Annotated in this window: 13 protein-coding genes; 5 read left to right on the forward strand and 8 right to left on the reverse strand. The window is 56.5% G+C overall.

All coding sequences use genetic code 11. The features are described from left to right. Window positions 1-24 precede the first annotated feature (24 nt). A complete protein-coding gene (locus LNA76_RS03125; protein WP_230018781.1) occupies window positions 25-1,860 on the forward strand; it encodes a potassium transporter Kup in 1,836 nt (611 codons plus the stop codon). Window positions 1,861-1,966: 106 nt separating this feature from the next. On the opposite strand, the gene LNA76_RS03130 is transcribed toward LNA76_RS03125, so the two are convergent. The 7 genes from LNA76_RS03130 to LNA76_RS03160 all read right to left on the reverse strand — a co-directional run bounded on the left by LNA76_RS03130 (window position 1,967) and on the right by LNA76_RS03160 (window position 8,617). Then, a complete protein-coding gene (locus tag LNA76_RS03130) occupies window positions 1,967-2,344 on the reverse strand; it encodes a hypothetical protein (RefSeq protein ID WP_094196984.1) in 378 nt (125 codons plus the stop codon). Between the two features lie 197 nt (window positions 2,345-2,541). After that, on the reverse strand, window positions 2,542-2,958 hold the full coding sequence (gene mnhG, locus LNA76_RS03135) for a monovalent cation/H(+) antiporter subunit G (RefSeq protein WP_230017886.1): 417 nt from the start codon (window positions 2,956-2,958) through the stop codon (window positions 2,542-2,544). Further along, window positions 2,955-3,236 carry a K+/H+ antiporter subunit F gene (locus LNA76_RS03140; RefSeq protein ID WP_009461751.1) on the reverse strand — a complete coding sequence of 94 codons (282 nt, stop codon included), beginning with the start codon at window positions 3,234-3,236 and terminating at the stop codon, window positions 2,955-2,957. The genes mnhG and LNA76_RS03140 overlap by 4 nt, the downstream gene beginning before the upstream one ends. Next, window positions 3,233-3,718 (reverse strand): Na+/H+ antiporter subunit E, encoded by a 486-nt coding sequence (locus tag LNA76_RS03145; protein ID WP_094196982.1) that lies wholly within the window; start codon window positions 3,716-3,718, stop codon window positions 3,233-3,235. The genes LNA76_RS03140 and LNA76_RS03145 overlap by 4 nt, the downstream gene beginning before the upstream one ends. Further along, window positions 3,718-5,304 (reverse strand): monovalent cation/H+ antiporter subunit D, encoded by a 1,587-nt coding sequence (locus LNA76_RS03150; protein WP_230018783.1) that lies wholly within the window; start codon window positions 5,302-5,304, stop codon window positions 3,718-3,720. The genes LNA76_RS03145 and LNA76_RS03150 overlap by 1 nt, the downstream gene beginning before the upstream one ends. Before the next feature lie 44 nt (window positions 5,305-5,348). Beyond that, window positions 5,349-5,690 carry a Na+/H+ antiporter subunit C gene (locus LNA76_RS03155; RefSeq protein ID WP_094196980.1) on the reverse strand — a complete coding sequence of 114 codons (342 nt, stop codon included), beginning with the start codon at window positions 5,688-5,690 and terminating at the stop codon, window positions 5,349-5,351. Next, window positions 5,690-8,617 (reverse strand): monovalent cation/H+ antiporter subunit A, encoded by a 2,928-nt coding sequence (locus LNA76_RS03160; RefSeq protein WP_230017889.1) that lies wholly within the window; start codon window positions 8,615-8,617, stop codon window positions 5,690-5,692. Before LNA76_RS03160 ends, LNA76_RS03155 begins: the two co-directional genes overlap by 1 nt. Window positions 8,618-8,813: 196 nt before the next feature. Here LNA76_RS03160 and hemN point away from each other — a divergent pair, with 196 nt between their 5' ends. After that, window positions 8,814-10,235, forward strand: coding sequence for an oxygen-independent coproporphyrinogen III oxidase (hemN, locus tag LNA76_RS03165; protein WP_230017891.1), 1,422 nt, complete (start codon window positions 8,814-8,816; stop codon window positions 10,233-10,235). A gap of 122 nt (window positions 10,236-10,357) precedes the next feature. Beyond that, window positions 10,358-11,506, forward strand: coding sequence for an NAD(P)H-dependent flavin oxidoreductase (locus LNA76_RS03170; protein ID WP_094196977.1), 1,149 nt, complete (start codon window positions 10,358-10,360; stop codon window positions 11,504-11,506). Window positions 11,507-11,639: 133 nt separating this feature from the next. Here LNA76_RS03170 and LNA76_RS03175 read toward each other — a convergent pair whose 3' ends face one another. Next, the gene (locus LNA76_RS03175) at window positions 11,640-12,176 is read right to left on the reverse strand and encodes a hypothetical protein (RefSeq protein WP_230017893.1); all 537 of its coding nucleotides are present in this window, start codon (window positions 12,174-12,176) and stop codon (window positions 11,640-11,642) included. Window positions 12,177-12,520: 344 nt separating this feature from the next. On the opposite strand from LNA76_RS03175, the gene LNA76_RS03180 reads away from it, so the two are divergent. Beyond that, window positions 12,521-18,430, forward strand: coding sequence for an alpha-2-macroglobulin family protein (locus LNA76_RS03180; RefSeq protein WP_230017894.1), 5,910 nt, complete (start codon window positions 12,521-12,523; stop codon window positions 18,428-18,430). Next, a complete protein-coding gene (pbpC, locus tag LNA76_RS03185) occupies window positions 18,414-20,576 on the forward strand; it encodes a penicillin-binding protein 1C (RefSeq protein ID WP_230017895.1) in 2,163 nt (720 codons plus the stop codon). Before LNA76_RS03180 ends, pbpC begins: the two co-directional genes overlap by 17 nt. Window positions 20,577-20,578: the final 2 nt, after the last annotated feature.

The following is a 20,578-nucleotide window of genomic DNA, read 5'->3' on the forward strand; positions in this document are numbered from 1 at the left end:
AAAGCGGCGCAAGCCGCCTTGTTAATGGGCGCGTTAGGCGTAGTGTATGGCGATATTGGAACCAGCCCGCTCTACACCATGAAAGTGGCCCTGAGTCCTTATGGACAGCCCGGCGCCGAACAGGTCTATGGAGTGTTGTCTTTGTTGTTCTGGCTGTTGACGGTGGTGGTCTCCATCAAGTACGTCACGGTAGTGTTGCGCCTGGATAATAAAGGGGAGGGCGGTACGCTGGCACTGATGGAGTTGGCTGCACGTGGCATTCAAGGGCCGCGTCGTCAGATCATTGTGGTGCTGGGGCTGATTGGCGCGGCTTTGTTTTACGGGGACAGTATTATTACGCCAGCCATTTCTGTCATGTCTGCGCTGGAGGGCATAGGTATGGTGTCCCATGTGCTGGACCCCTGGATAGTGCCTCTGGCGCTGGGGGTCTTGCTGGCCTTGTTCTTGATTCAGTCGCGCGGTACGGGAACCATGGGCAAGCTGTTCGGCCCCATTATGTTGACCTGGTTTCTGGTGTTGGGTGGGCTGGGGCTGTGGCGTGTTATTGAGCACCCGCAAGTGTTGCTGGCTTTGGATCCGCGTTGGGCCGTGGCCTTTGTTGCTGAGGCACCCTGGCAAACCTTTTTGCTGCTGGGAGCGCTGGTACTGGCCTTGACCGGCGCCGAGGCCTTGTATGCCGATATGGGGCATTTTGGTCGTCCACTGATACGCAAAGCGTGGTTCATGATCGTGATGCCTTGCCTGGTCCTGTGCTATTTCGGTCAAGGTGCTTTGCTGATTTCGGACCCGGCTGCCATTCGTAATCCCTTCTTTTTTCTGGCTCCCAACTGGGCTTTGGTACCGATGGTCATGCTGGCCACGGTCGCAACGGTGATTGCGTCCCAATCCGTGATTTCCGGCGCGTTCTCTGTTACCCGTCAGGCAGTTCAGCTTGGATTCTGGCCACGCATGGTGATTCAACACACGTCGGCTAAAGAAGAGGGGCAGATTTATTTGCCGCGTGTGAACTTACTGCTGTGTGTGGCAGTGATGATTCTGGTTCTGAGCTTTGGCTCCTCGGATCGTCTGGCCCATGCGTACGGTTTTGCGGTAACAGGGACGATGTTGATGACCAGCTTGCTGGCCTTGCTTTTGCTGCCGCGCCGCGCCAGCGGAATCAAGCGTTGGGCCTGGTTGGGGTTGTTGGGTATTTTCCTGATTCTGGACGTGCTCCTGTTTTCGGCCAATGCGCTCAAGATTTTGGAGGGTGGCTGGCTACCCTTGTTAGTGGGCTCTGTGTTGTTGGGCCTGATGTTGACCTGGCGTCAGGGGCGGGCTGCTTTGCACGAGCGCCTGCTGGAAAACAAACAGCCGCTGAAAGAGTTTTTGCTGAGTCTGGAGGAGTACGCGCCTACCCGCGTACCGGGTACGGCCGTATTCATGAGTACGATTCCCGACTCTGTTCCTCCGGCGCTATTGCATAACCTGAAACACAATAAGGTTCTGCACGAGCAGGTCTTGTTCTTGACTGTGACGAGTGCCGGTGTCCCTTATGTTCCATTTGGAGAGCGTTATACCCTGCAACGTCTCAGTCGTGGCAGTTGGCAGGCGGTCGCTTCCTGGGGTTTCAAGCAGGAACCTAATGTGCCGCAATTACTGGAGCAGATCACCCTGGAGCACCCAGAGCTGAATCTGGAGCCCATGCAAACGTCCTATTTCCTGTCGCGCCAGACAGTGATGATTCAATCGCGTCAGCCTTGGTATTTGGGCTGGCGTCGGCGCTTGTTTGCGTTCATGGCTCGCAATGCCAGCCGCAGTACCCGCTTTTTCAAGATTCCGCCTAATCGTGTGGTGGAGATGGGGATACAGGTGGAGTTGTAAATTGGAGATGGGCTAAAGAAACAGCCCGCAGAAATGAAGAATGGGCCTTGCAAGGCCCATTCTTTTTGTTTGACTACCTGCCAGGATAGCCGTGTGCATCGTGCACTTACGGGGCAGGCATCACCGTCGTGGTCTCGCGCAAAATACCGCCGCCTTCCACGCTACCGCGCACCGTTGTGTCCTGGCCGGTCATGGCTTTCAGGCAGTCTTGCTGGCGATCCGCAGGCAGACGATGGCAACGCGCCTGGCGATTGGCATCCATATTGTGGTCGCGTTTGTCCAGCTTGTGGTGACGCGCGGCTTGCAAAGCGGCACCAGCTTCGCGACGGCAAGTGGTGCGCTGCTCCCCGGTGAATTGTTCACAGCGTTGGATATCGCGTTGGTAGTCTTGGGACGGGGTTTGAGCCCAGGCAGCGGGTGAGAGCAAACCTAAGCTGAGCAAGCTTGCTTTCAGAATTCGGGATGGGCGTGTAAGTAGACTCATCGATCTCACTCCTTGACTTGCTAAGGGAATCACCGGCTTGGCGAGCGCTGTTACGAGCAGGTATGAGTAGCAGGCCGCAAAGCCCCAAAAACGACTGCGTATGGGGCAATTCCCGATACGCAGTAAACACTTACTAGTATAGGTGGAGCAGGTGCAAGTGAGGGTAATAAAACTTTTCTAAACCCCCATGGTTTGATTCAAGTCCTGTCGCTGGTTGGCGGTTCAGCCAATTCTTTGGGTAGAGGCGCTTTATGTGGCATGTCCAGGTAGCCCGGTTCATCCGGGCCATATTTGGCTAGACGCTGGCGATGCTCTCGCTTGATGGCGGCGCGCATCAAAAAAATGGCTGTCACCGGCGAGGTAATGATCAAGAGCACACTCAGGATGAGCGGGTGCAGGATAGGACGGCTCATCAAGTGGCTGGCGCTGATGGCTACGGCCAGCACCATAAAGAATGTACCTAATGTATTGCCCATGGTGGGGGCGTGGATGCGAGAGTAAAAATGCTTAAAACGCAGCAGGCCAGCTGACCCCACCAGAGCCACGATGCCGCTCAGTACTAGTAAAAGGGCGACCGGGACGGCCAGCCACCAGGGCAACAAAGGTGTAGTCATGGTTCGATTACCTCGGCGCGTAGCAGGAATTTCGCCATCGCTGCCGAACCTACAAAACCAAACAGGGCAATGAGCAAGGCGATATCAAAATACAGGGTGGAGTCAAAGCGGATGCCAAGGGCCAACAAGGCCAGCATGCCGTTGATGTACATGGTGTCCAGCGCCAGTACGCGGTCGGCGGCCGACGGACCCTTAAGTAGACGGATGACGGCGCAGCCCATGCCCAGGACAAAGCAGCCCAGGGCAAACTGACAGGCCCAGTAAACAATGTCTATCATTGGAAAATCTCCAGTAGCGGTTCTTGATAGCGCTTCTGAATAGTGTCTAACCAGACCTGCTCGTCTTGTAGATCCAGAATATGCAAGGTCAGGACGCGGGTTTCATAGTCAAAGCCGGACCAGACGGTACCTGGTGTATAGGTAATGATGCAGGCCAGCGCTGCCAGACCGTGCGGGTCGGTCATGCGCAGGGGAATGGCTAAAAAACCGGGTCGGGGCGCATCGCCGCCTTTCAACACCAGATGGCCCACGGCAATATTGGACAGTGCAATGTCCCACGTGACTTGGCAGATGAGTTTCAGGGCCAGAAAGGGATGACGGATACTGGCTTTAACTGGACGAAAGGGAATGGCAGCCAAACTCAGGGCGATGGCCAGGAACAGGCCCAGCACCACGTAACCGGCCGAGAGTGAGTCGTTCAGCAGCAGCCATAGACTCAGTAGCAGCAAAGGCAGGAAAAGATGTTTGGTATAGCGTCGCATTAGAATCCCTCCGCCTGGACAGAGCGCACGGGGTTTTGCCGCAAGACCGAGCCGATGTAAATACGGGGTTCATCCAGTTGTTGCGCCGTCTGTTCCAGGTAAGTCGTGATGGGGCCGGCATACCAACTCAAGATCGCGCAAGCCATAATAATGCTGGCGATGGGGGCGGCTTCGATCAGTTTCAGGCGGGGAATCGTCAAGGAGCTATTGCTCCAGAACAGACGGATCCCCACACGCACCATGGCGATCAAACCGGCCACACCCGAGATCAGCACGGCGGCTGTCAGAATCCAGGCGTTAAGCGGCTCTGGCGATTGACCCGAGGCTTTCAGGGCGGCCGTCAGCAAGGACAGCTTGGCCACAAAGCCCGATAGCGGCGGCAGGCCCACAATCAGCAAGGCGCAGGCAATAAAGGACATGCCCAGAAATACCATTACACCGGGGATGGCCACGCCGACCACATCATCGCTATGGTCTTCGGATTCCGGGTCGTCCAGATCAAAGACCTCCTGACTGACTGCCAACAGGTCGGCTCCAAAGGGCTTGGTGCGGCTGACCAGCTCCAGCAGCAGAAAAAACGCGCCCAGAGCCAGTACGCTGCTCAGCATGTAATACAGGGCAGGGCCTGTCAGAATGACTCCTGGCATACCCAGGGCGGCCAGCAGGGTGCCTGAGGACACGATGATGCAATAACTGGCCAGCCGTTCGGGTTGTTGTGCGGCCATCACGCCGATAGCGCCAAAGGTGAGAGTGGCAATGCCCGCCGGGAACATCCAGGCCACGCCAAAGGCGGCCGGGGCTCCGGTGGGAAGCAGCAAGGAGCCGATGCGCAGCAGTGCGTAAATACCAACCTTGGTCATGATGGCGAACATGGCAGCGACTGGAGCGCTGGCATTGCCGTAGGCATTGGGTAGCCACAAGTTCAAAGGCCAGGCGGCGGCTTTGATCAGAAAGGCGATACCCAGGATGGCCAAGGCTGACTCGAACACCAGGCGGTCCGCGTCGGGCAGGGAGCCGGCACGCAGGGCTAAATCGGCCATGTTCAAGGTGCCAGTGACACCGTAAATCAGGGCGATGGCGATCAGCAGCAGGAAAGAGGAGATCAGGTTGACGGCGATGTAGTGCAGTCCGGCACTGACGCGGGCGGCGCCCGAACCGTGCAGCATCAGACCATAGGATGCTGCCAGCAAAACCTCGAAAAATACAAATAGGTTGAACAGGTCACCCGTCAGGAAAGCGCCGTTCAGACCCATCAATAGCAACTGGAACAGGGAATGGAAATGTACCCCTACGCGGTCCCAACGGGCCAGTGAATAGAACCAGCAGCAAAAAGCGAGCACATTGGTCAGAACCAGCAAAAAGGCGGCCAAACGGTCCACGACCAGAACGATTCCGAAGGGGGCCGGCCAATCCCCCAGCAGGTACACTCCGACGGATTGTGGCCAGATCGGGGCCAGCGTGCCATCGGCCAGTAACAATAGATAAACGGCACAAAACAATTGGGCCAATAAGGAGCCAAAGGCGATCAGCAGCTTGTAGTGACGGCGCTTGTCGCGCAGCATCACCATCAGGGCCGCAGCCACCATAGGGATGGCGACCGGCAATACGGGCAAGTGTTGGTTGAGTAGACTCACAGATCGTCTTCCTCGCGGCCATCAACGTGGTCAGTGCCGCTCAGGCCGCGATTGGCCAGAATGACGACCAGAAACAGGGCGGTGGTGGCAAAGCCAATCACAATCGCGGTCAACACCAAAGCTTGGGGCAGGGGGTCCGCATAGTCCACCCCCTGTTTGCTGGCGTTGATAACGGGAGCGGCGCTGATTTTGAGCCTACCCATACTGAAGATGAACAGGTTCACGGCGTAGGACACTAAAGCCAGTCCCATGATGACCTGAAAAGTACGTGGGCGCAGCAGGAGCCAAACGCCTGAGCCGGCCAGTACACCAATCGCAATTGAAAGCACGATTTCCATTATTTGTTCTCCATCCCGGATGAAGCGATCGAGGCGGATTGCAGCGACGGTAGTTTGCGATAAAAACGTAGGGACTGGTGAGCCAACGCGATCAAAATCAGGATGGTGGAGCCAATCACCAGCATGAACACGCCGATGTCAAAAATCAGTGCGCTGGAAGTATGCACATTGCCAACCAGGGGCAGGTGCAGATCCCAGCTTTGGGCCGATAGAAAGGGCTTGTTAAAGGCCCAGACCAGCATGGCGGCCGCACCGGCGGTCAACAGACCCAAGCCAATCCAGGTTTGAGGTTGAATCAGTGGGCGGGATTCCATCCACACCACGCCGCTGACCATGTACTGCAAGATAATGCCGGTTGCCATGATCAGGCCTCCCACGAAACCGCCACCAGGCAGGTTGTGCCCGCGCAGCAGGAAGTACAAGGCGATCAGCGTAGAGATAGGCAGTAGCAAGCGCAGCAAGACGGCAGGGATCTGCATGATGCCTTCGGGCAGGGCAGTCTTGGGGTCGGGCTCCACAAAGACAGCTTCGCGGCTGTCCTTGACGTTCTGGCGACGGGCCAGCGGCTGGGCAATGGCTTCAATGGGGGGGCGGAAACGACGCAGCAAGGCGAAGACCGTCAAGGCAACAATAGCCAGCACCACGATTTCACCAAAGGTATCAAAGCCACGGAAGTCGACCAGAATCACGTTCACGACGTTGGCCCCGCCGCCCAGAGGCAGCGCTTTCTCGACAAAGAAGGGGGAGATACCGCTGGGGTGAGGGCGCGTCATCATGGCGTAGGCCAGCACAGCAATACCGCAACCGGCCAGAATGGCAATGATCAAATCGCGGCTACGGCGTAGCAGGGCGCGAGCACTCTTGTCCTGATTGCCGGGTATATCACTGACCCGTTGTGGCAACCAGCGCAGGCCCAGCAAAATCAGCACCACGGTGACTACTTCTACGGCCAATTGAGTCAGTGCCAGGTCAGGGGCCGACAGCCAGGCAAAGGTCAGGCTGGTAACCAGACCGGCACCTCCGGATAGCAACAAGGAGGCCGGACGGTGGAACTTGGCTTGACGGGCAGCACCAATCGCGCAGGCAATTCCCACTGCCCACATCAGGACAAAGAAGGGGTCAATGGGTGTAGAAATGGTGGATTTGAACCAGTTTCCACGGGCCAGAGGCAGGGCGGCAACGCAGAGTGTTGCCACAATGATCAGCAGCATCTGACGTTGCAGGCGTGGCGAGTACAGTTTGCCTACCGCCCAGTTTGCGGCCACTTCCAGATATTCCATGGCCAGCTCAAAGAAGCGCCTGCCATCGGCACGGGTCAGCAAAGGCGTGCGGCCTTGGCGGTTTTTGTAGAAACGGTTGATGATCAGAACGAAGATCACGCCCATGCCGGTGGCAAGCAGGCTCATGATCAAGGGCAGGTTGAAACCATGCCAGACGGCCAGGTTGTATTGGGGCATTTCAGCGCCCAGAATGGCGTTGGCCGCAGTATGCAGGAAGGGGCCAAACGTCAGGCTAGGAATAATACCGACCAACAAACAGGTCAGCACCAAAATGGCACTGGGGATCAACATGCGGCGAGGCGGCTCATGCGGCTGTCGTGGCAAGTCGGTGGCGACAGGACCAAAGAAGACCTGGGCGATAAAGCGTAGGGAATAGGCCACGCTAAAGGCCCCGGCGATGACCGCCACAACGGGCAGGGCGTACTCCCAGATATTGCCGTTACCGGCCAGAATGGTCTCGGCAAAGAACATTTCTTTGGAGATAAAGCCGTTCAATAGGGGCACGCCGGCCATGGCGGCTGCCGCGACAGTTGCCAGAGTGGCTGTCAAGGGCATGGCGTGGCGCAGACCGGATAGCCGATTCAGGTTACGGGTTCCCGTTTCGTGGTCCACGATACCGGCTGCCATGAACAAGGAAGCCTTGAAGGTGGCATGGTTCATCATGTGAAACAGCGCCGCGACCAGAGCAAGCGGGCTGTTCAGCCCCAGCAGCAAGGTAATCAGACCCAGATGACTAATGGTGGAGTAGGCCAGCACGCCTTTCATATCGCGCTGGAACATGGCTACGTAGGCTCCCAGTGTCAGAGAGCACAGACCGGCGCCACCAATAATGACAGCCCATTCTGTCGTGCCCGACAGTGCAGGCCACAGGCGTGCCAACAGGAATACGCCGGCCTTGACCATGGTGGCCGAGTGTAAATACGCCGACACGGGAGTGGGGGCGGCCATGGCATGGGGTAGCCAGATATGAAAGGGGAACTGGGCACTTTTAGTGAGCGCGCCCAAGGCAATCAGGATCAGCATCCCGGTATACCAAGGGTGGTTGCGAATCTGCTCGCCCGACTCCAATACCACGCTCAGCTCATAGCTGCCAGCGGCCTGGCCCAGCATGAGCACACCTGCCAGTAAACAGAACCCCCCGGTGCCGGTGATGATCAGCGACATACGCGCACCCCGGCGCGCATCCATGCGGTGATACCAGTAGGCGATCAGCATGAAGGAGGAGATGCTCGTCAGCTCCCAGAACACCACCAACTGGATCAGGTTGCCCGACAGCACCACGCCCAGCATCGAACCCATAAAGGCTTGTAGAAAGGAGAAGAAGCGTCGGACTGGATCTTGGGCTGACAGGTAATAATGCGCGTAAAGGGCAATCAAGGCCCCCATGGCAGTAATGATGACACTGAACAGCCAGGCATAACCGTCCATGCGCAGCTTGAAGGTCAAGCCATGAGCGGGAATCCAGGAACGGGATGACTCCAACACCTCTCCGCGAGCAATGTCTGGATAGGTGTAGAGAGTCAGTAGGGTGCAGGTAATGGCAACAGCGCCTGCAAGAGATGCTTGGAGTTTGCGAGAGTTCGCGGGCATCAGGGAAGATAGCAAACTACCGATGAACGGCAGTGCTAGGATCACGAGCAAATACATCTGACTCCAACAGGCGGTGATTTAGGCGGCTAGCGCTTAATAATACGATATATGCGGCTAATTTCAGTCCAACTGCGAGAAAAAAAGCGTTTTTTTAGTTCTTGCGGGCTTGATGCAGGTCAAGCGCATACGTGAGGTTTTCTCTCACAATAAATGCTTGACTAGAAGAAACCGGTCTTTTTCAGGAGGCCCCTGTATGCCGCAAACTTTGGAAGCATCGGATACCAGTGCTCCGACCGCGCAAGATATTGAAATCTCAGAAGCCCTGATCCGGCGCTTTGATCGTTCTGGACCACGTTATACCTCCTATCCCACCGCAGACCGTTTTTTTCAGGACTTCCCCGCCCAGCCCTATATTCACGAGCTATCGCGACGGGCCTTGAGCAGCAGCAATCCCCCTTTGTCGGTGTACCTGCATATTCCGTTTTGCCAGTCGCTTTGCTACTTTTGTGCCTGCAATAAAATTATTACGCAGGACCGTAGCAAGAGCGAGCAGTACCTGGATTACCTGCTGCGCGAAATTGACATGGTTACCCAATACATGGATGCGGACAGGCGCACCGAACAATTGCATTTGGGCGGCGGCTCGCCCACGTTCCTGGATAACGAGCAACTGGCTCGTCTGATGGCCAAGCTTAACGAGCAGTTTGCGTTTACGGACGATGCGGAGTTGGGCATCGAAATCGACCCACGTACCTTGGCGCAAGGCACTCTCCAGAACCTGGCGGCTCTGGGCTTTAACCGTACCAGTTTTGGGGTGCAAGACTTTGACCCCAACGTGCAAAAGGCGATTAATCGTATTCAGCCCTTCGAGATGGTCAAACGCGCCATCGAAGAAAGCCGGGCGGCCGGTTTTCAATCCATCAATACGGATCTGATCTACGGTTTGCCTTTGCAGACTCTAGAAAGCTTTGCCATCACGATTGACTCGCTGGTGCAATTGCGTCCAGATCGCATCGCTCTTTATAACTACGCGCACTTGCCCACGCGCTTTAAGGCTCAGCGCCTGATTAACGAAGAAGAATTGCCTGACGCCGACCAGCGTCTGCAACTGTTCCTGATGTCTTCCCGGCGTCTGTTGGACGCCGGCTATGTTTACATTGGTCTGGATCACTTTGCCCTGCCTACCGATGAACTGAATCTGGCCCGTCTGGACGGGAGCTTGCACCGCAACTTTCAGGGTTACACCACCCGTGCAGCTTGTGATCTGGTCTCTTTCGGTGTGTCGTCTATCGGTCAAGTGGGGACCATGCATGTGCAAAATGCCCGCAGCCTGCGCAATTACTACGCCGATATAGATCAGGGGCGTCTACCGATCGAGCGCGGCATTGTGATGCAGCAAGACGATCGCTTGCGGGCGGAAGTGATCATGCATTTGATGTGCAGCATGCCTGTGCCTATTGCGCGTCTGGAAGCGCGTTATGGTATTGATTTTGCTAGTTATTTTTCTTCTGAGCTGCAAGAGCTCCACAGCTATGCCCAAGCCGGTTTGCTGACGGTCGATTCCCAGTCTATCCAGGTGTTGCCCAAAGGTCGCCTGTTTGTGCGCGCCTACAGCATGGTGTTCGACAAATATTTGAGCCAGGAAAGCGGTGCACGCTATTCCCGCCTGATTTAACACAGTGGCCGTCTTTGCAGACGGCCACGATTCTATTGCCCTGTTTCGGGTCCCGACGTGGCCGGCAGGTTCTTGCATCAACCTAAGGTATTAACATCGTGCTAAAGACGGATTTACGTCTCATGTCCCTGAAGGGAAAACTGCTTTTGCCTATTGTTCAAGGCGGCATGGGAGTCGGTATTTCGGCGTCCCGGCTGGCGGGTACAGTGGCCGCATTGGGAGGGCTGGGGACGATCTCCAGCGTGGATTTACGACGCCATCACGAAGATCTCATGGACAGCACCGGGGGAGGTGTCGAAAAAGGCGTAGTCGATGCGGCTAATTTGCAGGCGCTGGACCGTGAAATTCATCGGGCTCGAGAGCGATCAGGGGGAAAGGGCGGGATTGCAGTTAATATCATGAAGGCTGTTTCGCAGTATCCCGAATATGTGCGTCAGTCCTGCGAGAGCGGCGCAGACGCGGTGGTGGTAGGCGCTGGCCTGCCCCTGGATTTGCCTGAACTGGTTCAGGATCACCCCAAAGTTGCCCTGATTCCTATCTTGTCGGATGTACGTGGCGTCACCCTGCTGGTCAAGAAATGGCTGCGTCGCAAGCGTCTGCCGGACGCCGTCGTTCTGGAAAACCCCCGTTATGCCGCAGGTCACCTGGGCGCCGCCGACGATCAGTCCTTGAACAAACCTGAATATGCGTTCCAGCGTGTGCTGGAGGGCTGCCGAGCCTTGTTCCGCGAGCTGGGCCTGGAGGCCGAGCGTATTCCCTTGATCGCCGCAGGCGGGATTCACCGCCCTGAACAACTACGTCAATTAATGGATTGGGGTGCAGACGGTGTGCAAATGGGGACAGCGTTTGCGGTCACTGAAGAAGGTGATGCGCATGAGAACTTCAAGCGCGTTTTGTTGGATGCGGAGCCCAAGGACATCGTGACATTCATGAGTGTGGCCGGCTTGCCCGCTCGCGCTGTTCGTACGCCTTGGCTGGATGCCTATTTGCACAAAGAGCAAAAACTGCAATCGGTGGCGCGTGAGCGTGCTTGCACGGAAGGCTTTGATTGCCTGGCCCATTGTGGTTTGCGCGATGGTGTGCAGCGTCATGGTCAGTTTTGTATTGACCGTCAGCTAGCCTACGCCTTGAAAGGGGATGTGGAGCGTGGTCTGTTCTTTCGCAGTTCCGAAGCCCTGCCTTTTGGCAAGGCGATGAAGTCGGTGCGCGAGCTGATGGACTATATGTTGAATGGCCGTAGTAAAACGCCTGGGGTGGTTCCTGCTGGCTAAAATGAGCAGTATGACGAGGGGGCGGGTTAATGACCCGTCGCTTTGTCACACTTTGTCAGCTTGCTCACTGTGTCCAGCTTATCTGAGCTATTCAAAGAGCGATCTTGATAAGAGCTAAAGCATCGACAGGGTTTTAGTCCTTGATTTCACGTATCAGGCCTTGCTCACCGCCATCGATCGTATGTACCGCTTCATGTCGTTGCGTTTCCAGCGCCAGGCGTCGCGCAATTTCATAGCATTCTTCAATATGCTGGTTGCCCACTTTACGCAGCACGACAAAGCTGATGGATGCCGAGATGGCACTACCAATCAAGGGGACATATTTGGCGCCGTATTTACCGGCCAGTTTTTTGGCTCCCAGGCGCACCAGAATATTGATGACACGGTCCGTTGTCAGAACCCGTCCCACCATGCCCAGCCCCATGCTGGTTCCACCGACGACTACCAGTTTTTTAAGCTCCGGGCTTAGGGCGTCCACATCGTTGGCGGTCAGCCCAAAGCGGGCATTGATGATGGGAATGACCTTCATCAAAATAGCCACATCTGCGCCCACATCCACACCGGGGATGGGGACCACGGCAGCGGCCGCCGATAGCAGGGCGCGTCGACTGATTAATTGGCGACATTCTTCGCGGGTTTTATCCAGTTCCTGCAGTGTCATCGAGCTCATGTGTCTGTCCTGAAATCAAGGCGGAGGGATCTGTGCAAGCCTTAACACATATGGGGCGGGTAGGCCGGGTTTCCAGTAAGGGGTGGCGAAATTGTGCTTCTAATCGTAGTTGATATCGCCTGTTTTAGGAAAAAAGCGGGGTATTGGTCGCATATGAAATTTTTACTTTCAAATGCCATCAGAGTTTGCCTTAAGTGAGATTGCAGGCTTTTAAATCAGCGTGTCTTTTTTTGTTGCACTTGGTGGTGTTCTTTATGTCCTTTTGAGGTCTCTCATTCATGCTCAGAGGCGCTGATTTCCATTAAACTGGCGCCGAAAATAGCATATTCCATAGGGGAAGAACGATGCATCGCCAGTCTTTGCTGGGTTTGGTGTTCTTGCTGAGCGTCAGTAGCGCTCAAGCCATTACGATAAGCAGTTTTTCGCCTCAGGGGGCGACATCAGATTTACGGGACGTCAAAGTTACTTTTGCCAAACCCGCTGTCCATTTTGGGGATTCGCAATTACCTGCGCCCGTGCTGGTGCAGTGTGATGATCCCGCTGTGGTTGGCCAGGGCCGCTGGCTCGATTCCCGTCGTTGGATTTATGAGTTTGACGAGCGCCCAGGGCCAGGGTTGAGTTGTACGGCGGTCGTGTCCAAAAGCTTTCGCAGCATCAACAATGAAGCGATCAGCGGGCCGGCTCAGTATCGTTTTAATTCTGGCGGTGCCATTTTGGAAAGCAACCGCCCGTATTACAACATTATTGATGAGGACCAGGTTTTTCTATTCAGTTTCAATGCGCCTGTTAATACCGGCTCTTTAATCAAGAACGGCTATTGCCGGGTAGAGGGTATTGGCGAGCGCATTGGCCTGAAAGCGGTTGAAGGTGCCCAGCGAGATGCGATGGTGTGCTCTGAGTTCTATGTGGATGAGGTAGACGAGCGTTACCAAGCCGTGCAGTGTGCGCGGCCCTTGCCAGCCGATGCCGCCGTGTCGGTGGTGCTGGAGCCGGGCATCATGACCCAGATCGAAAATCGCAAGGGTGTCCCTAATACGGATCGTTACACCTACGATTTCAATGTGCGTCCTGAATTTACGGCCTCGCTCTCTTGCATGCGAGAGCGCGCCGAAGCACCTTGCACGCCAGTTGGCAGCTTCGGTGTTCAGTTCTCCGCGCCCGTCGCGTACGAGTACTTGAGCCAGATCCGTTTGGAAGCGGGCCAACAAGTTTGGGAGCCTGTCTCTGATAGTGATGAGGCATGGCAGGATCGTGGCCCCAGCCAATACCTGCGTTTCCAGGGACCTTTCCCTGAAAACGCTAAGCTGACGGTCAAAATTCCGGACGGCCTGACTGACGACGCTGGCCGCAGTCTTAAGAACCCGCAGGTTCTGAGTAAGGGGATGAGCACCACAACGTATCCGCCGCTGGTGAAGTTTGCCGTGGAGCCTTTTGGGATTGTGGAGCGTTTCGGCCATGCCGATCGCGAGGGTTCGGATGATTCTGATCCCCCGGCCATTGGCTTGAGCCTGCGTAATGTCGAGCCGGATCTCACGACTGAGCAAATGCTGGTGTCGGCCGGTCAGGTGGGGGCCTTGGCCGTAAAGGATGATAGAGAGGTCCTGGCCTGGTATTCCCGTCTGCGTCAGCTGGATTATTCCTGGAGGGTCAGTGCGGAACGACTGCGTGACATTATGGGTGGCGATTTCCATATTACCGCTCCGATTGATCAGTACGGTCAACTGGACCTACGTGCTCAGCCTTTGCTGGTCGGCAAAGAGGTCAAGAAGCTGGACCTGCCTGGCATGGATCAAAAAGATGAACGTCCTTTTGAGCTAATTGGTGTGCCGCTCAAAGAGCCAGGTTTTCATGTGCTGGAAGTTGCTTCCCCACGTTTGGGCGCGTCTTTGCTGGAATCGGCAGGCACCATGTACGTGCGCAGCTCCGTGCTGGTGACTAATCTGGGTGTACACATCAAGAAAGGGGGGGACGACTTGCTGGTTTGGGTGACCACCTTGGATGATGCCAAGGTGGTGCCGGGCGCCAAGATCCGTGTCATGAACTGCCGTGGCGAGGAACTGGTGCAGGGCGAGACGGACAAAGACGGGATGTTCCACCATCCGCAGTCAGTGGACAGCGCCGACTACTGCCAGGAAACAGGTCTTTCCGGCTTGTTTGTGACAGCGCGCATCGACAAAAACAACCCCATGGCACGCGGTAAAGCTGATTTCAGCTTCGCCTTGAGCGAGTGGAATTCGGGTATCGAGCCCTGGCGCTTTAATGTCCCCTACAACTGGGGCGGTCGCGACGACCCTGTGGCCCACACCGTCATGGATCGCAGCCTGTTTCGTGCTGGTGAAGTGGTGCACATGAAGCACTACGTGCGCGAACGCGTACGTGACGGTTTCAAGGCTCCCGATCGTTATCCCGAGGCGATGATTGTCGAGCACGATGGCAGCGGCAAGCGAATTGAGTTGCCTTTGAAGTGGCAAAAGACCGCCGCTGGCAGTGTGTTTGCTTTGAATGACTGGAAGATCCCCAAGGATGCCGAGCTGGGTGTTTACCGTTTGCGTACCGAAGGTGAAAACCAGTACTTCAGTTTTGGCGAGTTCCGCGTTGAACAGTTCAAGTTGCCTGTTTTGGGCGGCAGCATCAAGTTGGGTGATGGCCAGGATCGTCCTTATCTGGTTAGCCCCAAACAGATGCAGGCTGATTTGCAACTGCACTATCTGTCAGGTGGTCCTGCTGACTTCTTACCAGTGCAGTTGTCGGCGGTGGTGCGTACCCAGTCGCCTTCATTTAGCGCGTATGACGACTATAGCTTTGCTCCTCCCCAGACGGTTGAGCAATCTGACGCCTCGAACGCGCGCGTTTTTCTGAACAAGCAGCGCTTCCAGTTGGATGCTCAAGGAGGTTTGCGTGCCAAGCTGGATGATCTGCCTGTGGTGGATCGACCTTCCGAATTTCTGGTGGAAGCGACCTTTGCCGATCCTAACGGTGAAATTCAGACCCTGACCCAAACGGTGTCTGTATGGCCTGCCGATGTAGTGGCTGGTCTGCGTGCGGGTAGCTGGTTGGCCGCCGGTTCGTCCACCAAGCTCTCGGCCATTGCGGTGAGCCCGGACGGCAAGCCGCTGAAAAACGTGCCCGTGCGGATTGAAGCTGCCAATGTGCAGCGCTTCTCGATTCGCAAGCGTATGGTGGGTGGCTTCTACAGCTACGACAATCAGGAGCAGCGCGAAGACCTGGGCACGATCTGCGAGGGCCGCAGTGACGATCAAGGCCTGGTGCAGTGTGATGTGAAACTGGACAAGGGCGGTCAGGTCGAGCTGCGTGCGATTGCGCGTGATGGCGAAGGCCGTGAGTCGGTCTCCGCCAGTAGTGTTTGGGTCAGCGGTTCGGGCGATATGTGGTTTGGTGGTCAGAACGATGACCGTATCGACGTGATTCCTGCGAAAAAGACCTGGGCTCCTGGCGAGACAGCCGAGTTTCAGGTGCGCATGCCTTTTCGCGAAGCCACGGCCCTGGTGTCAGTGGAGCGTGAAGGAGTCTTGCAGGCTCAAGTGGTTCAGTTGGAGGGCGATAGCCCGAACGTCAGTGTAGAGATCAAGCCTGAGTGGGGGCCGAACGTCTATGTGTCTGTGCTGGTGCTGCGTGGCCGACTGCGTGAAGTGCCTTGGTACTCCTTCTTTAGCTGGGGCTGGAGTCAGCCTTTGAACTGGTACAAGGCCTACTCGGAAGGCGGTGGCGAATTTGTGGCCCCGACGACCACCGTGGACTTGTCCAAGCCCAGCTATCGTTTTGGTTTGGCCAGCATTGAAGTCAGCAGCCAGCAAGATGCGCTGGATGTGAAAGTGACGACAGACCGCAGCCAGTACGCCATTCGCGAACAGGCCAAAGTTGATATTCAGGTTCTGAAGTCCGATGGCACACCGGCAGCCGGTGCGTCTGTGGCCTTGGCCGCGGTGGATCAGGCCCTGCTGGAGCTGAGCCCGAACAATAGCTGGAACTTGCTTAACGCCATGCGCGCCTTGCGTGGCTACAACGTGCAGACCGCCACGGCGCAGTCTGAAATCGTGGGGCGTCGTCACTATGGTCGCAAGGCCGTAGCGGCCGGTGGTGGCGGTGGCAAAAGCCCCACTCGCGAGCTGCTGGATACCTTGCTGCTGTGGAACGGTAATGTGGAGCTGGACGCACAGGGTCGCGCAACGGTGACTGTCCCGCTGAAAGACTCCCTGACCCAGTACCGCATCGTGGCTGTGGCTGATCTGGCGGGTGATCGCTTTGGTAGCGGTTCGGCCCAGATCGTCACCACGCAAGACCTGCAAATCATTTCCGGTTTGCCAGCCATTGCTCGTGAAGGCGATAACTATCAGGCCCAGGTGACGCTGCGTAATAGCAGCCCACGTGCCATGACTGTGAAAGTGCAGGCGAAGTACCGTGGTAAAGGCTTGCCATCGGCAGAGTTGCCTGAGCAAACCGTTGAGCTGGCTTCCGGTTCGGCCAAAGTGCTTGTTTGGCCTATGTCGGTTCCACTGTCCAGTGGATCGGCCGATTCGCACCAAATGGAGTGGACGGTTGATGCACAGGAAGTTCAGCAGTCCGGTGTCACGGGCAAAGCAGCCAAAGACAGCCTGACGATTAAGCAGGAGGTCTTTACTGCCACCCCCATCACCGTTCAGCAGGGAACACTGGTTGCTGTGGGTATTGATGCCCCCCTGAACATGTCGGTGCAGGCACCGGCTGGTGCCTTGAAGAACGAGCAAGGGGTGGTTCAAGGAGGGCTGCAGATGCTGTTCCGCTCTTCTTTGGGCGGCGGTATGGAAGGGGTGCGTGCCTGGTTTGAACGCTATCCTTACAGTTGCTTTGAGCAGCAAGCCTCGCGCTTCATGGGCCTGCGTTCCGAACAGGCTTGGGCTGGTCTGATGCAGCGCATGCCTTCGTATATGGACCAGAATGGTTTGCTGCGTTACTTCCCAAGCAACTACGGTTGGGGCAGTCGTGTGCTGACCAGCTACATCCTGGATATCAGCTATATTGCTGAATCCATTGGCCTGAACTTCTCCATTCCGGATGGCTTGCGCAACGAGATGCTGCAGGGCCTGGAGAACGTGGTCAATGGTCGAATCCCGACTATGCAAACGGTGTCTCGTCAAGAGCGTGATATCGAGGTAATTCGTGCTGCGGCTGTGTTGGCCAAGTACGACCGCGCTCGCGTCAATATGCTGGATTCGGTGGAGCTGAACCTGCAAAGCTGGCCAACCGAAATTCTGCTGGCCTGGGTTGATCTGACTCAGCGTTTGCCAGGCATCAAAAAAGCCGAGCAGACGCGTAAAGAAGCCATGGGTCTGATTCAGGCACGGCTGATCAGTCGTGGTACCCGTCTGGTCTTTGGTGAGGATGCGCTTAACGGCAGCCCATGGGCCATGACCAGCCGTGTGACCAACCAGGCTCGCCTGATGTTGCTGGCCAATCAGATGCCGGACTGGACCGAGGATATGCCTCGCCTGGCCCAAGGTCTGTTGGCAGAACAGCAACGGGGTGCATGGCGCATGACCACTGAAAACCTTCTGGGTAGCTTGGCCATTGAGCAGTTCAGCCGTCATCATGAACAGCAACCTAGCGGCCAGTCCATGGTGATTCTGGGCTCGGAAACGGCCCAAGTGGTGGACTGGGACATGCTCGAGCCTGACGGCCAGGGTGTGCGTTCCGCCAAGATTGACGTGCCTTGGCGGGGTGATCAGGTCGATAACCTGAGCGTTGAGCAAATGGGCGAAGGCAAGGCCTGGATCGACGTCCGTTCCCTGGCGGCGGTGCCTGTGACCAAACCTATCTCTGCTGGCTTGAGCCTGGAGCGTCATATTGAGGCTGTGGAGCAGGCCAAGCCTGGCGTGTGGAGTCGTGGCGACATCATGCGCGTGAAGATCAAGGTCAAGGCCCAAGGTCAGGCAAGCTGGGTCGTTGTGTCTGATCCAGTTCCTGCCGGAGCCACGATCTTGGGCAGTGGCCTGGGTCGCGACTCTGCCATGGCAACAGCCGGTGAAGAACAATCCGGCCAGTGGCCCAGCTTCGTCGAGCGTCGCTTTGATGGTTACCGTGCTTACTACGAGCGCTTTGAGGAAGGCACGACCGAGGTCAGCTATACGGTGCGTTTGAACACTGTGGGCCAGTTTGTGTTGCCAGCCAGTCGTGCTGAGGCCCTGTACGAGCCTGATGTATTTGCCGTCTGGCCTAACGAGCAAGTTCTGGAAGTTGTGGATGCACCCGTCAAGTAAAGTAGGACTGCTGGTGCTGGGACTGGCCCTGTGGGCCAGTCCTGGGCAGGCTACCCCCAGCTACGAGGACGTTCGGCAAGCGTACCGCTCTTCCGATGTACAGGTTCTGGATCGCCAGGGCCAGCTTATCCAACGAGTCCGTCTGGACTTTCATCAACGACGCGGCGACTGGGTCGCGCTGGAGCAAATTTCTCCGGCTTTGCAAATGGCGGTCCTGATGTCTGAGGACCGCCGTTTTGAGTCTCATGGTGGGGTGGATTGGTTATCCGTCGGCTCTGCGGCCTGGGATGGTCTGTTTGCCGGACGGAGTCGCGGTGCCTCGACCATTACCATGCAGCTAGCCGGTCTGATGGACCAGGATCTGCTTGGTGGTCGTGGTGGGCGCTCGGTCTGGCAAAAGCTGGATCAGGTGGTGGCGGCCCAATCGTTGGAAGATACCTGGAGCAAACCCGAAATTTTGGAAACCTATCTGAATCAGGTGGCTTTCCGGGGTGAGCTGATCGGGGTGGATGCGATGGCGCGCACCCTGTTTCAAAAGCAGGCCGCAGCATTGGACGTGCGTGAGTCGGCCATTGCCGCTGTGTTGTTGCGCGGCCCGAATGCCTCGGCCTTGACGGTTGAACGCCGGGCGTGTTTGACCTTGCAGGAAATGGGGCGCGCCGAGCAATGTCGAGCGTTGAGTAATCTGGTGCCGGTGGCTTTGCGCCGGGCCGGACAAGCCCCCTTGGGGCAGGCTCAACGGGCGCCGCATTTTGCCCGTTGGGTCTTGGATCAGAATCCGCAAATCAAAGCGGGTGACAGTGTCCACACAAGCTTGGACACGCGATTGCAAATGCAGGTGCAGGCCAGTATGCGGCGACACTTGCTCGATCTCAGTACCGCGCGTGTGCAGGATGCTGCCGTTGTGGTGCTGGACAATCACAGCGGGCAGGTTCTGGCCTACGTCGGTTCCAGTGGTGACCTGTCCGAGGCGGCCGAGGTGGATCATGCTCGCGCTTTGCGGCAGGCCGGCTCTACGCTCAAGCCTTTTCTGTATGAGATGGCGATTGAAAAGCGACTGTTGACAGCGGCGTCTTTGCTGGAGGATTCCCCGCTGAATTTGTCCACCGGTAATGGCCTGTATATCCCGCAAAACTATGACAAGCAGTTTGTGGGTTGGGTCAGTGCGCGTAATGCCCTGGCCTCTTCGTTGAATATCCCCGCTGTGCGGGTGTTGACCATGCTGGGGCCTGCCAATCTGGTGGATCGCTTGCGTGCGTTAGGCATGAATCTGCGCCAGGATGGCGATTTCTATGGGTATAGCTTGGCTTTGGGCAGTGCGGATGTCAGCTTGTTGGAGTTGACCAATGCCTATCGTGCTCTGGCCAATTTAGGCCAGACTCAAGCCGTGCAAACACGTATGGACCAGCAAAGCGCTGTCTTTCATCCTGTGATGGATGCAGGCGCTAGCTGGATTGTGGGCGACATATTGTCTGACCGTCAGGCGCGGGTACTGACCTTTGGTTTGGACAGTGCCTTGAGTACACCGTTTTGGAGTGCGGTTAAAACCGGAACCAGTAAAGATATGCGTGATAACTGGGCCCTGGGGTGGACAGAGCACTTTACCGTCGGTGTTTGGGTGGGAAATAGTGCCGGTCAAAGTATGCAAGATGTATCAGGCGTTAGCGGTGCGGCACCGATCTGGCACGAGGTGATTTCGATCCTGCAGCAGCGTCGCCCCGGCCGTCAAACGGCTATGCCTGCTCAGGTGCAGAGGCGGCAGATTGAGTTTTTGCCTGCCATGGAACCTAGCCGTGAGGAATTTTTTGTCGAAGGCACGCAGACTGATCGCGTGGTGTTAAGTGATGTGGAACAGGCCTATGCTGGCCCGGCCCGTATTCGCGAACCAGTCAATGGCACTATTTTCGCGCTGGATCCGGATATTCCACCACAAAACCAGCAACTGCGATTGCTGGCCCAAGGACAGATTACCGAGCCCTTGGTGTGGTGGGTGCAGGGAGTAGAAGCGGGGAAGGGGGCACAGTTGCGAATTCCGCTGGTGCCGGGAACGCTGCGAATTGAATTGAAAACGGAACACGGTCGCTTAATGGATGAAGTCAGCGTACAAATTAGAGGTGCACAAATGACAAGCTTTAACAAAGATTAACC

Source organism: Alcaligenes sp. MMA (assembly GCF_020907215.1).
GTDB classification, from domain to species: Bacteria; Pseudomonadota; Gammaproteobacteria; order Burkholderiales; family Burkholderiaceae_B; genus Alcaligenes; species Alcaligenes aquatilis.

Excerpts from the sequence above, each read along its gene's own strand:
- LNA76_RS03130 (WP_094196984.1), bottom strand. The coding sequence starts at position 2,344 with ATGAGTCTACTTACACGCCCATCCCGAATTCTGAAAGCAAGCTTGCTC.
- mnhG (WP_230017886.1), bottom strand. The coding sequence starts at position 2,958 with ATGACTACACCTTTGTTGCCCTGGTGGCTGGCCGTCCCGGTCGCCCTT.
- LNA76_RS03140 (WP_009461751.1), bottom strand. The coding sequence starts at position 3,236 with ATGATAGACATTGTTTACTGGGCCTGTCAGTTTGCCCTGGGCTGCTTT.
- LNA76_RS03170 (WP_094196977.1), top strand. The coding sequence starts at position 10,358 with ATGTCCCTGAAGGGAAAACTGCTTTTGCCTATTGTTCAAGGCGGCATG.
- LNA76_RS03175 (WP_230017893.1), bottom strand. The coding sequence starts at position 12,176 with ATGAGCTCGATGACACTGCAGGAACTGGATAAAACCCGCGAAGAATGT.
- LNA76_RS03145 (WP_094196982.1), bottom strand. The coding sequence starts at position 3,718 with ATGCGACGCTATACCAAACATCTTTTCCTGCCTTTGCTGCTACTGAGT.
- LNA76_RS03155 (WP_094196980.1), bottom strand. The coding sequence starts at position 5,690 with ATGGAAATCGTGCTTTCAATTGCGATTGGTGTACTGGCCGGCTCAGGC.
- LNA76_RS03125 (WP_230018781.1), top strand. The coding sequence starts at position 25 with ATGGGCGCGTTAGGCGTAGTGTATGGCGATATTGGAACCAGCCCGCTC.
- LNA76_RS03160 (WP_230017889.1), bottom strand. The coding sequence starts at position 8,617 with ATGTATTTGCTCGTGATCCTAGCACTGCCGTTCATCGGTAGTTTGCTA.
- LNA76_RS03150 (WP_230018783.1), bottom strand. The coding sequence starts at position 5,304 with ATGGTGGCTGCGGCCCTGATGGTGATGCTGCGCGACAAGCGCCGTCAC.
- pbpC (WP_230017895.1), top strand. The coding sequence starts at position 18,414 with ATGCACCCGTCAAGTAAAGTAGGACTGCTGGTGCTGGGACTGGCCCTG.
- hemN (WP_230017891.1), top strand. The coding sequence starts at position 8,814 with ATGCCGCAAACTTTGGAAGCATCGGATACCAGTGCTCCGACCGCGCAA.
- LNA76_RS03180 (WP_230017894.1), top strand. The coding sequence starts at position 12,521 with ATGCATCGCCAGTCTTTGCTGGGTTTGGTGTTCTTGCTGAGCGTCAGT.